Here is a 15,562-nt window from a genome sequence, read left to right as displayed (position 1 = left end):
TCTCTCCTTAAATCAAATTTATTCTTTCGTTCCAGAACTCACAAATCCCTGAATAAAGTAACGTTGGAAGAACAGGAATACAAGTAATATAGGAATAATAGATAATAGAGTAAGCGGCATGATTTGAGTCCACTCAATATAGTGTTCTCCCTTTATCATTGCTAGGCCTAATTGAACCGTGTACATACTCTTTTCCGAGACGACAATAAGTGGCCATGCAAGCTCATTCCATCTCCACATAAATGTAAAAATAACGAGTACGGCAATTAAAGGCTTAATATTTGGCAAAATGACTTTTCTAAAAATCTTGAATTCACTAGCTCCGTCAATTCTTGCTGCTTCAATTAGTGAATCAGGTATATTTAGAATGTATTGCCTTGCTAAAAACAACCCAAATGCCTCTGCGGCTCTTGGTATGATTAATCCAGCATAACTATTGATCCAATTTAATTCTTTTAAGATAAAGAAGTTTGGTATCATTGTTATTTGAACTGGAATCATTAATGTACTAAGTACCATTAGAAATAGAACATTTTTTCCTTTGAATTTGTATTTCGCAAATGCGTAACCAGCTAAACAATTGATAAAGACAGTGAGTGCCACCGCAAGAATACTGACGATTAATGAATTACCTACATAACCTAGGAAGGGTGCGGCATCTAATGCATCAATAAAATTACTCCATCGTAACTCTTCTGGAAAGATAGTCACATTCTTTGAACTTACCTCTTCAGGAGACTTTAAAGACGTGGACAACATCCAAAAGAAAGGCATTAAAAATAATAGAGCCATAAAACTTAAGGCGATAAATGCAACAGTCTTTTTCAAAGAGAATGACCGTTTCCTACTATTGGCATTAGTAATTTTTCGAAAATTAGCTTGCGGGTTTGATTCTGGGTGTTCTTCTCGAGAAATAGTAGTAGTTGTCGATTTCACGAGTCATCCCTCCCTATCCTAAGCTGTATAGCAGTTAATACCATTATGATTAAGAAGAAGATGGTACCGATTGCTGATGCATAGCCCATGTCCCCTTCAACAAATGCCTTTTGGTAAATATATTGAACAATTACGGTTGTTGAGTAACCTGGTCCACCATTAGTCATCGTGTAGATTAGATCGAAAACCATGAAACCATGAATCACTTCCATCACGATGATAAAGACGGTTGTTGGTTTAATCGTGGGAAGAGTGATTCTCCAAAACTTCTGCCAACTATTTGCTCCATCAATATCGGCAGCCTCGTATAAGCTATCTGGAACAGCTTGAAGTCCAGCTAAATAGATAACTAAACAATATCCAATTCTTAGCCATAACGTTGTAATGATAATGGCAGGCATTGCCCATGTAGTTGATGTTAACCAGTCTACTGTTCCAATTCCAAAATAAGAAAGTATTTCATTGAACAATCCATAGTGAGGATTAAACATCCATGTCCAAATCAGTCCTGCTGCTGTCATGGAAACAACTACAGGGGCAAAGAAGATGGTTCGAAATATTGGGCGAAGAGGTATCTTGCGGTTAAGCAAGATAGCCCCTAATAGACCAAATGCAGCACTTAATGGAACAGTTGCAGCGGTGTAATAAACGGTATTGCCCAACGATGTCCAAAATACCTTATCTGAAAACAAGCTCACGAAATTTTGAAAGCCAATAAATTCAGGTGCCCCAAGAATACCCCAATCATGAAAACTAATATAAAAAGTAAAAATGATTGGAATGATCATAAATACTAAAAACAAAATGATATTTGGTGCAATGAAAATATAGGGGGCAATTGCTATCGAATTTTTCTTATACCAATCTTTCATTATTTGCATAGCTATAACCCCTTTTAATTTACTTTAAGAATGGCGTTAATCCTTTCATTAAAACTCTTAGCCGCATCTTCAGGTGCTATATTAGAAATAAACAGTTCTTCTAATGTGTCAGCTAACGCTTGGTTTATTTTTGAAAAATTAGTGGAAGTCACTGTTTGAGCAAGTTCTTCAGGGACTGTCTGAGATTGCTCGATAAAAAGGTTAAGCATTTCTTGATCCTCAACATCATAGTTGAAAGGTTCAGTAATGTCTGTACGAGCTGGTAAGAATAACCCTTTCTCTACAAATTTTTTCATTACCTCTGCTTCACCCATATAGGCTAAAAACTTTTTTGCTGCTTCACTATGTTCTGAGGCAGCTGGGATTGCTATACCATTACCACCTAAGTCAGATGCTGCTGACTCCTTGACAGGCATGTATGTGACACCCCATTCAAAATCTTTCATATCAGATTCATATTTAGGAATCATCCAGTTTCCTGAGATTAATAGTCCAATATTCCCTGAAGAAAATAACATATTAAAATCATCTGAGCCCTTCATACTATTCCCTTGTGACATATGTGTTTTAAACATGTCTTGTAAAAACTTTAATGATTCAATCGCTTCTGGAGTATCTACATTTCCTTCTGTTAAGTCCTCATTTAAAATGGTCGCTCCATTTTGGAAGAAAAATGGTAGAGAACGATAGGCAGAAGACTCAGACCAGTTCACCGCAATTCCTTTATCTGCAAGTCCCGCTTCTTCAATCTTTGTTGCTACATCAATAAATTCTTCCCATGTCCATGCTTCTTCAGGAGTACTAGGAGCCTCAATTCCTAGTTCATCTAAATAAGTCTTGTTATAAAATACCGCTAATGTATCTGTGTGATGTGGTAGACCATAGATTTTATCTTCAAAGGTAACCGCAGTTAATAAGCTAGGGTTATAGTTTTCACTTTCTGTTTCAAATAAATCAGTAACATCTAGTAAAGCACCTTTACTAGCGAATTCTCCAAATTTTTGATATTGGATACGAAAGAGGTCTGGTGAATCATTAGCAGCAATTCTTGTTTGAATTTTTGTGTAATAGTCTCCTGAATTTGGGGGTGGAACTTGATTAGCCTTAATTTCTATATCTGGGTTTTTCTGCTCAAAATCCTTAATCATCTCTAAAAATGCCTGTTCCTCTCCACCAGCAGCAGCCCAGTATACAAATTCCACCACTTCTTTATCACTATTCTCTGCAGACTCTGAATCTCCACTACTACTTTCAGAAGAACCTGCACAACCTGCTAAAAATAAAGCCATCATAAGGGATACGACAAGAATAAAACCAGTTTTGTTATACGCCTTCATTTTACTTCCTCCTTTTTTAAACGCTTTCATTTTAATCCCCCTCCTCTTAGTGACTACGCTAGAATAATTGGTATCGAGAATGTTTAGACAAATTCCTCCTTTTCCATCATTGATTATTGTTACCGCAACTTTTGCGGACAATTAACTCTGTTGGTAAATAAGTAGTTAATGGTAATGTAATTTCATCTTTTATTCGCTGTGATAGAAATTTAACGGAAATTCTCCCCAAATCCTCTTTATGTACGCGAACTGTGGTTAAAGGTGGATTTATAAATGGCGACATCTCTAAATCATCAAAGGAAATAATTGATATATCATTTGGTACAGTTAATCCTTTTTCCTGAATCGCTTTATAGGCACCATAGCTCATCCGATCACTTGCAATAAACAATGCTGTAGGAATATGTTCAAGTGACAATATTTCCTTCATAGCTTGATACCCACCATTTACCGTGAAATTACCATTCTTTATCCATTCTTCTCTTAAAGAAATATTAGAATGAGTAAGGGCTAGTTCATAACCTTTATAGCGGGATTCCTCAGTAACACCACTTTCAGGTAATTCAGCACCACCAATAAAAGCAATATCTCTATGACCGAGGTTTATAAGATGATTTACCGCTTTTACCGCACTTTCCATAAAATCAATAGTCACATAATCAATTGGTATGGAAGGTTTCCCTCCAACAGAGATAATTAATAAAACTTGTTCTTTTAAGGATTGGAGTATTGAATTGCTAATTGGACCAACTACTAAAATTGCAGTGTTGTCTCCATTGAATTTTGAAGGCAATCTACCATTTTGTAATTCTTGCTCATCTAATGTAAATCTTATATCCAATCCCTGATCCATTAATTCCTGTTCAATACCAAAGATAATTTCTGAAAAATATGGATCCTTATACTTATTTTTCGAATTATTTAATAAAAGGCCTATATGAACCTCAGAAATTTCTCTTCTTTTTTCTAAAGATTTCAGATGTTTTTTATATCCCAGTTCTTTAGAAATACTGAAAATCTTATTTCTCGTGGGTTCATCTATTGATGTCGGTGTATTGTTTAGTACTCTAGATACGGTTGAGACCGAGACATTAGCCCTCTCCGCAATATCCTTTAATGTAACTTTCATAAATTACCCTCCAATTATTTCAGAGAAATTTCAGAAATTTTCTCTAGATTCATTATAAAATATTCAGAATTTAATTTCAATGCAAATATTTATGAAAAATATTTGAAATATCCACTCGAACCTAGATTACCATGTTTGTAACGACATTTTTTAAAAAACTATTTCGGTTATTCCTATCAATGAAGAGTAAATTCACTATATTACATCCCTTAGAAATGGAATATATATTATAAACAAGTTTGCAACGTCTATTTAACGTATGGTCAGAAAATGATGTTGTAGTATATTACTATAAAAACTTTACTGACTCAATCAAATTCACCATGTTATAGTTGTAAAGGGTTTGCTTGCAATAAATTCAGCATAGGAGATACTCTACATAGCTTTTGAATAGTAAGGAGAAAAATAAATTGCAGAAGAATAAAAAGTGGATATTTCTAGTAATCTTAAGTGTAATCATTGGTGTTGCTTTTGTTTCGTTTAGTTCGGTCTTTCAGGAACAAGGGAAAACACAGACGGACACACTCATTGTGTCTAATATAAGCAAAAGAGAGCCTCCCGTAAAGAAAGTTCAAACCATTTATATGAACAAGAACCAAATTTTCCAAGGAGACTTGCTGTTAGTCAACAATACCTACCCGCTCAAAGAAAATAGTGTAAAAGAAGATATTGTCTCACTATCTGCGATTGAGGAACTGGAAGAACAGTTTGGGTCAAGCACTCATTCTATCTCTCTTTCAAAGGAGGCGGGACTCGCTTTTTCAAAAATGATGGAGGCGGCGAAACAGGATGGATTGGTTCATTTCTCTTTGAATAGTGGATATCGTGGCTTTGAAGAACAAGCGAAACTCTATAAACAAATGGGCGCTGCTTATGCTCTGCCACCTGGGTATAGTGAACATAATACTGGGTTAGCTATCGATGTCGGATCAACCTTAATGAAAATGGAACATGCCCCTGAAGGGAAATGGATGGCAGAAAATGCGTGGGAATATGGATTTATACTGCGATATCCAAAGGACAAAACAGCTATTACGGGGATTGAATATGAACCTTGGCACTTTCGGTATGTCGGTCTGCCCCATAGTATAATTATGAAGGAAAAAGACCTTGTGTTGGAGGAATACATAGAATATCTAAAAGAGAAAGAGAACATAACGGCAACTATTGATGGCAGGGAATACTATATCACTTACCGCCCTGTCTCAGAAACTCTAGAAATGGCTGAGCCAGTCTTATCCCAATATGAGATTTCTGGAAACAACGTCGACGGAGTAATTGTAACGAGATATAGGTAATAGAACATAGGGACGGTTCTCATGTTCTCCTAAAAAATAGGAGAACAGTAGAACCGTCCCCTTGTTTCACTTAGTCATCGATAAATGTCTACATGTCTTTACGATCCTTTTAAATAATAGATACAACCCTATACCCGTTATCGCACCAGCTGAATCGATCAGTACATCGGAGACTTGTGCTCCCCTACCTGGAACAAATAGTTGATGGAGTTCATCCGATATAGCAAACAAAACACTAAGGGTAAGAGCAAATGTTATCGCCCGTATTCCGTATACTTTACTTCTATTCAATGCTTTTAGTAGAAGTGCACCTAGCACTAAATAGATAAAGAAATGGGCATTTTTTCGTACTACTTGATTAGCCTTTCGAAGGTTAAATTCTTTTTCTGGAGACACTTTTTCAACCTTTTCGACAATCGTTTTCGTTATGCCTTTGCTGAGGTTATCAGATTTTTCGGCTGGTTGATGTGAAAAATGAAAGATTGCTGCCATGCATAGAATAACAGCAATCCATGATAGTCGTTTATACATAAAATAAAATTCCTCTACATTTAGTACTCACACTATAATTGCTTAAAAGATCCCAACGAATTGAAGTGTTTTTTAACAACAAATTCTACTATAAAATATTCAATTTCAATTTAAATTACTTCTATAATTTCCTTTTAACCTTAACCTCAATATCTTAAAGTTATATCCTGTTAGATTCCAAAACTATCATATTCTAAATCTAATCGTGGTACCCCTTATTAAAAGTTCAATAATTTTATGAAACATTACTTTTCAAGATTTCTCATGAACTTATAGTAAAACATATGGGCGAATTCATTGTAGATATAACAGTTTATCCAAAATCTTCAATACACCCGAACTAGTGGCATGGGAGATATTAAGATTTTATTGTAATCTGACTTTGTATGATTTCCTTTAATTCACGCACTGACAGAACCTTGTCTCTTTTTCTGTGCAGCATTCGATGACAATTAGGGCAAACTGGTACTAAATCATTTTTAGCATCAATTTCAATTGCTCCGCCTAACGTACTTAAGGGCTTTACATGATGAATCTCAATAAAATCTTTTCCAAGCTCACCATAAACCTCTTCAAATTTAAAGTCACATACGGCACATTGAGTTCCGTGAATCTCGATAGCTTTCAGACGGTTTTTCGCTTTACGTTCGTAACGATTCCCATAGTATTGTTTTACTTCTCCGTCTTTATATGCTGCTGCATATTGCTGCTTCTCCATTTCTACATCATGCTTTACTATATTGCGGAGCCTTATGGTGCCCATTTTATTATATAGGGCCTCAAGATTGGCTCTTGGCTCTTTTTCCCAATGAGTATCCTTTAAGCGATCCTGCTTGTAGTGCACCATACTAATATCTTTTATATTAACCATTGGGTTATGTTCGAATAAAAGCTCAAGTCCCTTTTTCTTACTAGGTGTAAGTAGTTGTTTTGAATCTACGCTTTCTAAAGTATACTTACATACTTCCTGATGGTTTTCTAATATCACAACCTGATATTGATAGGGACCAACAGTTGCTGTTTCAAGGAACATTTTTAGTGTTAAAATGTAATACTTTGTCTCATTACCTATTACATACGATTTATCTGATAATCGTTCATTAAGATCTTCTATTGAAAATATGCTTAAATTTTTAGTTCTTTTATTTGTTGGTTTATTATCTAGGTATTCGCCCCAATCACAACTGAAAACGGCCTCTTTTTGTTTATAAAAAAAATCTTCCCATTCCGAATGTGGTAAGTCTGTGTAACCCATCCTTGAAGCCACCCATGTAAAAAAGCCTTCTCCAGGAAGTTGGGTTTGTTGATTGACAACAATTGCAGAAAGCGGTGGAAAACCATTCTTTACACACCTTAACGAGATTTCACCTAAAGGTTCATTTAACATAATTGGTGGAATGATTCCGCCAATCTCTCTACTTAATCTACTATATTCAATAACCTCATTTCTAATTGCCGATGATACTAGAACTTCTGTTATTTTTGTTAATAATTTTTCATTCATAGTATACCTCACTAATGATTCTTAAATGATAAATAAAATACCAACCATTTTTTAGAGCACTACATAAAAAACGGAAATTATATTATTAATCAAATTTTCAAACCATTTCCATCCTTCTAAGCCTGATTATTATTTTCTTTTTTAGAAAAACGCGCTATAGAAGAAAAATGATTTTTTCTAAACTATCCTAATAAGTAGTATGAAATCACTACTGTTAAATTCAACATCTAACAACCGTCAATTTTTTAGTAAAAGAAGAAATTTAATATATAAAAATATTCTCATCATATTTAAATCTAGGGTTAGAGACTTTTACAGAAGTATTAGAATTTATATGTATCTCACATTACTGGTTCTAATCCTATCTTTCTCATCTGTTCATACAGTCTTGCCTATATTGAGCTCTCCATCCCACTAAAGTAAACTTTCTTTAAAACCCTTAAACTCTTGAATAGAATTTAAAAAATTAGTTCAACGCTTACTAAAAAGTGTATCAATGCTCTTATTCAAAAGTAACGCCTTCTTAATTAATATTAACTGATTTTGAGTTTTAAAATTTGTCACCCCTTTCCTTTTATGTCATTCTCACAAAACCATCATTCCTACTACCATTATATAACAAATATATAGTTAAATAGTTGTATTTTTCTTTAATATAACTACTCCACACTTAAGTAAAAGGTTGCTTACCTATTATTCTTATGAGAGATAAAAAAATCCTTACCACAAGGATACAGGTTTATACGTATTACCCTGTCTCATAAACATTGGAAAAAGTAAATCAATCTGAAGCCCTTCAGGGCTTTAGTATTTCATATAAATCTTCATTACTAGGTCAGTATCAATAATTGGTGATGGTTTAATCCTCCACTAATCAAGCGCTAGAATACTTTCTGCACAAATCAATCCCAATATTAGATATAGAAAAAAGAGCAGAACCGTCCACGAGTTTTCATTGAACCCTCCACCTGTTCAATTTGAACAGTCGAACGATTCAGCTTGCCACGCAGGAAAGTTCAATATGAGCACACCAATACCATAGATTACTACATAGATTTATATATAGATTACTTCTAAGACTTCTTCTTTATCTGAATTTTAACATTTACAGTTAAAGAAGACCCGCCCACATCCTTTCCTTTAATTTGTCTTCATATTCATCCAACCTCCTGGGTCAGTGGACTTACGATTTGTCCCATTTTTTGTTCACTATTGGTTATTATAAACAAGGAATTTACAAATATCTACAAAAATCGTAGAAATAATTATGCCACTATGTACCTATTGACTAAAATTTGATGATTATGCCAAATATGGAAAATTACCTGTCTCTATTGAAGTTGTATTGCAAGCTTCTTCTTTTATGCCGAATTCATTGTAATTATTCTTTTGATTAGATAGGAATTTGGTATTATATATCCTGTCCTATAGATTGTCGAGAGCTTTTTCTAGTGGGAAGACAAATTTTGGCTAATTTCACGAGTCTCTTATGATATATTGGGAAAAATCTGTCATGAAGGGATTTGATTGATTGGCCTTCGAACTTATACTTGATGTCGTCCTTGGACCTCGAGAGATTTTTCACGATATGGAATGTTCTGTTTGCGGACATGATGAAGTCTATTATAGACATCCTGAAACGAAGGAACAGATTGGTCGCGCTTGTAGTGGATGTGGATTTTTTCAGAAGTTTAGCTAGGAGTGCGGGACAGGGAAGGGAATGCCCTTCCCTCAAGAAGTTATAGTTTTGTCATGTAGTTGATGGCTTCACGCTCATGATAGTTCATTTTGGATCTGATGTCTGCTTTTAGCTTTACGCAGAGACAATCCTCCAATAATGCACGATTCTTGTTGTATTGAAAGTTGTGATAGTAATATTTTGCCTTGTAAATCACTTTTTTCACTACATATCTCCTTTCGATTTGACACATAAATCGACAGAGTCTCGTGTTCGGGAACTGGCTGGCGTAGTCTATGTGACCTTAGCCCCTCTAGTTTTGCGTCATCACCTTTCAATGATTTTGCCATTTTCGTACGATTTATGTAAGATTCATTACTACTATAAATAATGCCAGCACCTTTTCACAGGGTCTTTAGACCTACATCAGTCAGGTTAAGGTAGATTTTTGTAGAATCTAGACGAATGGCGTAGGATTCTTTTTATTAAATTCCATTTGTTTCTATATATTTACGTTAAATGACAGATTAATTTGGGGGTGTTGTGCTGTTTTCATTCAGAATAATAGAATTATTGATGTGTAATGATTTTCCCCGCGGTCTATCTTCGTACCAAACAATAGAGTAGGCGCATGAATTTATTCATGCGCCTCTCACAGATCCGTACGTGCGGGTCATCGCATACGGCTCCTCCATGATTATCCCCGTTGGGGATGATGTTCATTGTAAATATCCACTAAAGATATGAGACCAATTTCTTTAAACCATTCATTTGGAAGTGCTACATGCACTGGGGTAGACATAGAACTTCTCCAAGCATACATGCGCAACTGTGGAAGTTCTCCTTTCCACTTTCTTCTTCGTAGTTCTCTGTGCAATTTTCTTATCTTTCGCCAGCTCCTCAATTGAACGGACCGTAGTCTCCTCCGAATCCACTTGTCAAACTCCGTAAATAGAGTCTTGGAATGCCAGTATCCGAAGTAGTTAGCCCAGCCACGCAGGTATGGATTAAGTTTCTCTTTAATTAGCTTCTCCATGTTTATTGTTTGATTTCGCTTTGTAATTTCCTTTACCTTATTCTTAAATTTCTTTATCGATTTTTCTGACGGCTTAACCCAATAACCTTGTTTAAATTCATATCCTAAGAATACAAAGGATTCTTTCATATTATCAACAATCTTAGTCTTTTCAGGATGTACAGTTAAACCGAGTTTTTGTTCAAGAAATCGAGTAACGGATTTAAGTACTCTTTCTGCACCCTTTTGTGATTTACAACAGATGACGAAGTCGTCTGCATATCTCGTAATGCGATGTCCACGCTCCGTCATTAATTCATCTAACGGATGCAAGTATATGTTCGCAAGAAGCGGACTAATAACACCACCTTGCGGAGTACCTTTTTCATTTAAGTGGAAACTTCCACCTTCCATGATTCCTGCTTGGAGGAAACTCTCAAGTAGTCCAATGACACTTCCATCCACTATTTCTTCTCTAACCAGTGACATTAGTTTGTCATGTGGAATTGTGTCGAAGTATGATTTTAGGTCTGCATCAATTACATACACATAACCATCCAATAAATCCTTTCGGATTTTATCCAATGCCATATGTGCACTTCGGTTCGGTCGAAAACCAAAACTACAATCAAGAAATTTAGCTTCAAAGATTGGCTCTATTATTCTGCGTACAGAAGCCTGTACTATTCGGTCTCTCACGGTTGGGATACCTAGAGGTCTTTTTGAACCATCAGCCTTTGGAATATATACTCGTTTCACTGGTCTCGGCTTATATGTCTTATCTCGTAATTCACGTTGAAGGATTTGTACATTATCCTCCACACCAAATTCAAAAGCCTTAATTGTTACTCCATCTATCCCTGCGGCACCTCGATTTCTTTTAACCTCTTTAAAGGCTTCCTCCATGTTTGGCATTGCCCATATTTTATCTATAAGACTATACCACTTTCTCTTTTGTGGAATCCTTACTCCCTCACGAAAACCTTGTTTGCCTTCTTTTCCGTTCATGTTCCGTATCTTTCCTTTCAGTCTGATGATTGACTAGCCCAATTTCCGCAATATCAACAGGTCCACAAAGTACTGCGCCCCCATACGGTCTACCCTTCTGTTCGACCCCGATTCTATGGATTTGTCCTATCGGTTTCTGTATGGACATGACGTATTCTAAGATAACTCGGTTTTTTTTTCTTCCATGGACAGACGGGCTTCGCATAGAGTCCCTACCTTTTGGGTTAAGGCTCCTCTTAATAACTTGTATTAAGTCACTCACCATTGCGACCTTTCCGGTAAGCTTCTTCACTACTATCCCCTGCTCTGACTTCTCACCATTCATAATCTTATCTTATCCATCACGGACTTGAATAAGGGTTACCGTATTTCGGAAACGATGAGACCTCCTTGGGTCACGTCATCGGGCTTTCACCTGAATCCAGTCCTCTTAACTAACAGAGCCCTCTTGTGGCTTTGGACACTCCCTTCTTTTGCAGGGTTATCCGACTCTGCCAGCCAACATGGTTAGATTGTCACCTGTTCCAGGTTTTGCCTTCAAGTCCTCTGCACATTGCCTCACGGCAATGCACTACTTGTCAGCTATACACTTCCGCCACTACGGTGTGTTCAGGACTTTCACCTGTTAGTCCGATGCGCTGCCAAGCGCACAAAAGACTAGAAATCAAGTTGATTTTCTAGTCTTTTGATTTGTAGGTGGAACAAGGTCCCCCATTTTATTTTCCATAAAAAATTTGTGTGTAGTAGACGCCGTATTGCCCACCAAAGGCTACACCTACACCCTGGTAGTCATACTCTTTGTTCAATAAATTTGATCGATGACCTTTGGAATTCATAAGGGCCATATGCACTTCAATCGGATTAAGGAATATGGCTGCAATGTTTTCATTTGCCTTCTTGTAGGTAATATTTGCGTTTTTCAATCGGTCTCGTAAGTCCTCATTTGTATGCGGATTTTCCGAGCCTAGGAAATCGCTTTTTACCATGTCACGACTATGTTTTCTTGCAACTTCTGCCACCTTCTCATCCCATTTATGAGGCTTCAAACCAGCAGTTACTCTTGATACATTCGCTAAGTCAAATACCTGTTTTTCAAAGCCTTTTCTAATCTCTTCCGTAAGGTCAGCTTCTTGCTTGATGTTTTTATCTGTTATGTGAATAAAAGAGACGGTATCCACTTTGTCGCTCTTTAACTGATCATAATAGAATTGCACTTCGTACTTATTATCAATCAGATAAGGCTCTTCCGTCACTTTTCCTAATTGTTTAAATACCTCTGCTGAAGTGGAGCCAATTCCGATTCCATAAATGGATTCCCATACATCCGCATTACTTGCTACACTCACTACTCTTTCGTTCAGGATGCCCACTTGTAAGTATGTCGCATAGTTTTTATTGTAGATATACCATTTGAAACCGTAGCGACTTTCATCGATTCGATTTGGTTGACCAAGTAAGGTCGTCACTGTTTTCTCAGTATCGCCAATGGTAACACCGCGAGCTGAGAATGCAGCAACTTCCCCATCTAATTCTTTCCGTACAAGATCAGATACGGCCGTTTCTCCTCCAAAGATGGAATAAGATTGATAGTTTGGTAGTAAGGAACCAATACTATCTGGAATCGCTATTTGTTTCACCAATAGAATGGGAGAGTGGTTTTTTGCTGCAAGAACAGATCCTGTTAGAGCATCTGCAAAGTTCTGGCCTGTTGCTATGTAGGCTTTTCCATTTCCTAGTGGAAGGTTTTCGACAATCGCTTTATTTGTCTCAAATCGATCCTTCCCGCTATATCGGACTGGATTTGGTAGTGATTCTTCCAGACTTTCATTTACAGCTCCATTCCCGCCCACAATGATGGTGTTTATTTTCCCTTCTAGGGCTAATTTCGTCGTTTCAGGAATGGATGTGGTTCTTGTTAATAAAATCGGAATTCCGTTTCGTGCGGCATATGGCGCAACTGCTAATGCATCTGGGAAGTTCATACCATTTGCAAGCACTGCTTGTGTAGATGGTATTTTTTCCGAGATTAGAGCTGCAGTGATATACCGGTCCTTACCGCCAATGCGTTCCACCTCTAACCCTAAGTCTTCAAGCTGTTCGACAACGTCTTCTGAAATGGCAGCTGTCCCACCTAGAATGATCGCTTTTGAAGCTTTTAATCTCTTAATCTCTGCTTTTGTTTCATCTGATAGACTCGTAACTCGTGTTAATAGAATCGGTGCATCATGAGTATACGCAAGTGGTCCACCCGCTAATGCATCTGGAAAGCTAAAACCGTTCGCAATGATCACATATTCAGAGCTTTCCCAGCCCGTCTTCGAAATTTCAACCGCCGTCTCAAAACGTTCTGCTCCTCTTATTCGATCAGTCTCAGCAAAGCTTGTCTGAATCCCGATCAAGAAAAACAGACACGAAAATACTAAAACACTAAAAATCCGCTTCATGTCGGTCCCCTCCTCGTTTTGGAACAAAAGGACAGGTTCACTGTCCCAAGGCAGGACAAATATCGAAGCCCCGCGTCCCACATAATAGTTCATTATACTAGAAAATACTGGATTTTTGTAGAATTTTGCGTATTTGTGCACATACTACACATACACAAATACGATAGTAATTGGAGTTTTTTTGATGATGTATGTAAGTTGGCGAAAGACATTGATTGTTTTTATTGGGCTCATTGTTTTTAGCATGTCTTACTATTTTGGGGTAAGTTATAAGGCTGCGGTGGCACCTAATGGAGACGTATTACTCGATGAAGACTTTGGTATTCGTGCTTTTTCAGAAGGGCACCGCCTTCTGGTTAAATCGAAAGAAAAAAAAGAGATCTATGGTGTGATTGACCAGGTCTATTCACTGGTCATTCGTAGTGAAGATCATAAAACGGTTGGCCAAGCTGTGGTTACCTTACGAAAAGTGCCGACTCAAGATCTGTTTGTCTTTGTTCATTTAGATTCTAAAAGTGATGTGCAACTAACTTTGGAACAATCCTTTGATGCCCTTTCTTTTACGAAAATAGAAGAAAACCCAGAGACTGCTGAGGTATATCCGAACCGGAAGAAGTATAAGGATCCTACATCCAATACGTTTACCTATTATGCATTTGAGGACGCAGGGAGTGTGTTTGTTGGTGGACAATATGCTTACCGCAAACTCATTCATACCTATCCTCATTTTGGTACATCGAGTGTTGTGTATGATTTAGTTGATGAGTATCGAGACAGTAAGGTAATTGATAAAGGTGGTGAGTTGTATTTTTCAATCACTACAAAAGCTAACAACAGTCGATCTGACTCTTGGTATATGGTAAGCCATGATACGTTATTTCGACACAAGGATGAATTCACACGTGCTGCACATAACGGAATCGACGAGTATAAATGGCTCACTCCCACCGATGTCATCGCAAAAGGATTGGCCACTATCTATCCTCGTTCTGAGATGAGCTTTGTTCGCTCTTTGGTGCGCCAAAGTGCGAAACAATCTGTTATTGCCTTTGAGGAAACAGGGAATCGTTTTTTCGAAAATATTAACTGGAACTCTTTTGTACAACTTGAGCAAATTAGAGAGTCAGATGGATTGTGGTACTCGAACTATACAAGTACTTGGTTAGAAGATAAATACAATATCCCTACTCACTATGTCGACACCAGACATAACGACAATCTATTTCGGGCCCAGGCACGACGAGCAAAGATTCTGGGGATTAAAGAATACGAGGATAACTATAAAATCTATGCAAATTTTTTAATCTCGAAGCTAGAAGAAGGACGTACCATTCCGACTCAGAACGGGAAATTTTTAATTGATTACTTTTCGGATTATAGCAACGAACTCACACATGTATCGCTCAATCATGCGTTAAGCTTAATGAATTATTTTTACTATAGTTATTTGCATTCAGGAGAGAGAAAATATTTGGCTGCAGGTGATACATTGTTACAGGCATTAGTGGATACAGGTGAGGATTGGATAAGCGAGAACGGCAACCTCCGTTATCAACTTAATCCGGACGGTACCTATCAAGGCAATGACTATAAGCTTGTGACATATTATGACCTGTTATATTCGAAGGCGTTATTATGGGAGATTAAGAAAAAAGAATATCAGGTGATAGAAAAGCTGATTGAAGTGAAAGAGGCCTATCTTGATGGACTGGGGATTGATTATAGGGTTGATATGGAGAGGATTGAGGATTATGTGGGGATTATTGAGTGATAGATAGGCTTCTAATTAGACAAAAGAGCA

Annotated in this window: 12 protein-coding genes and 1 riboswitch; of the genes, 2 read left to right on the top strand and 10 right to left on the bottom strand. The window is 37.0% G+C overall.

Annotated elements, in window-relative coordinates; translation table 11 throughout:
• Positions 1–18 precede the first annotated feature (18 nt).
• The 4 genes from ACWPVE_RS11095 to ACWPVE_RS11080 all read right to left on the bottom strand — a co-directional run bounded on the left by ACWPVE_RS11095 (position 19) and on the right by ACWPVE_RS11080 (position 4,283).
• Positions 19–936 (bottom strand): carbohydrate ABC transporter permease, encoded by a 918-nt coding sequence (locus ACWPVE_RS11095; protein ID WP_453993310.1) that lies wholly within the window; start codon positions 934–936, stop codon positions 19–21.
• Entirely contained in the window at positions 933–1,817 is an 885-nt protein-coding gene (locus ACWPVE_RS11090) for a carbohydrate ABC transporter permease (RefSeq protein ID WP_453993308.1), read from the bottom strand. The genes ACWPVE_RS11095 and ACWPVE_RS11090 overlap by 4 nt, the downstream gene beginning before the upstream one ends.
• 14 nt (positions 1,818–1,831) lie before the next feature.
• Entirely contained in the window at positions 1,832–3,184 is a 1,353-nt protein-coding gene (locus ACWPVE_RS11085; RefSeq protein ID WP_453993306.1) for an ABC transporter substrate-binding protein, read from the bottom strand.
• Between the two features lie 76 nt (positions 3,185–3,260).
• Positions 3,261–4,283 carry a LacI family DNA-binding transcriptional regulator gene (locus ACWPVE_RS11080; RefSeq protein ID WP_453993304.1) on the bottom strand — a complete coding sequence of 341 codons (1,023 nt, stop codon included), beginning with the start codon at positions 4,281–4,283 and terminating at the stop codon, positions 3,261–3,263.
• Between the two features lie 410 nt (positions 4,284–4,693).
• Between ACWPVE_RS11080 and ACWPVE_RS11075 the strand changes: the two genes are divergently transcribed.
• Positions 4,694–5,581 (top strand): M15 family metallopeptidase, encoded by an 888-nt coding sequence (locus tag ACWPVE_RS11075; RefSeq protein ID WP_453993302.1) that lies wholly within the window; start codon positions 4,694–4,696, stop codon positions 5,579–5,581.
• A gap of 66 nt (positions 5,582–5,647) precedes the next feature.
• Here the strand turns inward: ACWPVE_RS11075 and ACWPVE_RS11070 are convergent, their stop codons facing one another.
• The 6 genes from ACWPVE_RS11070 to ACWPVE_RS11045 all read right to left on the bottom strand — a co-directional run bounded on the left by ACWPVE_RS11070 (position 5,648) and on the right by ACWPVE_RS11045 (position 13,761).
• A complete protein-coding gene (locus ACWPVE_RS11070) occupies positions 5,648–6,112 on the bottom strand; it encodes a VanZ family protein (RefSeq protein ID WP_453993300.1) in 465 nt (154 codons plus the stop codon).
• 358 nt (positions 6,113–6,470) lie between these two features.
• A complete protein-coding gene (locus ACWPVE_RS11065) occupies positions 6,471–7,616 on the bottom strand; it encodes an HNH endonuclease (RefSeq protein WP_453993298.1) in 1,146 nt (381 codons plus the stop codon).
• A 1,739-nt stretch (positions 7,617–9,355) separates the two neighbouring features.
• On the bottom strand, positions 9,356–9,520 hold the full coding sequence (locus ACWPVE_RS11060) for a hypothetical protein (RefSeq protein WP_453993296.1): 165 nt from the start codon (positions 9,518–9,520) through the stop codon (positions 9,356–9,358).
• A 46-nt stretch (positions 9,521–9,566) separates the two neighbouring features.
• Positions 9,567–9,652: riboswitch (cyclic di-GMP riboswitch) on the bottom strand.
• Between the two features lie 339 nt (positions 9,653–9,991).
• Positions 9,992–11,317 carry a group II intron reverse transcriptase/maturase gene (gene ltrA, locus ACWPVE_RS11055; RefSeq protein ID WP_453990916.1) on the bottom strand — a complete coding sequence of 442 codons (1,326 nt, stop codon included), beginning with the start codon at positions 11,315–11,317 and terminating at the stop codon, positions 9,992–9,994.
• Positions 11,283–11,609 (bottom strand): hypothetical protein, encoded by a 327-nt coding sequence (locus tag ACWPVE_RS11050; RefSeq protein WP_453993294.1) that lies wholly within the window; start codon positions 11,607–11,609, stop codon positions 11,283–11,285. The genes ltrA and ACWPVE_RS11050 overlap by 35 nt, the downstream gene beginning before the upstream one ends.
• A gap of 424 nt (positions 11,610–12,033) precedes the next feature.
• The gene (locus tag ACWPVE_RS11045; protein ID WP_453993292.1) at positions 12,034–13,761 is read right to left on the bottom strand and encodes a cell wall-binding repeat-containing protein; all 1,728 of its coding nucleotides are present in this window, start codon (positions 13,759–13,761) and stop codon (positions 12,034–12,036) included.
• 184 nt (positions 13,762–13,945) lie between these two features.
• Here ACWPVE_RS11045 and ACWPVE_RS11040 point away from each other — a divergent pair, with 184 nt between their 5' ends.
• Positions 13,946–15,532, top strand: a complete 1,587-nt coding sequence (locus ACWPVE_RS11040) for a hypothetical protein (protein ID WP_453993290.1) — start codon at positions 13,946–13,948, stop codon at positions 15,530–15,532.
• Positions 15,533–15,562 lie beyond the last annotated feature (30 nt).

This window comes from Bacillus nitroreducens (assembly GCF_964021195.1).
Note: the sequence above shows the minus strand (reverse complement) of the source record. Positions and strands in the feature narration are given on the sequence as shown.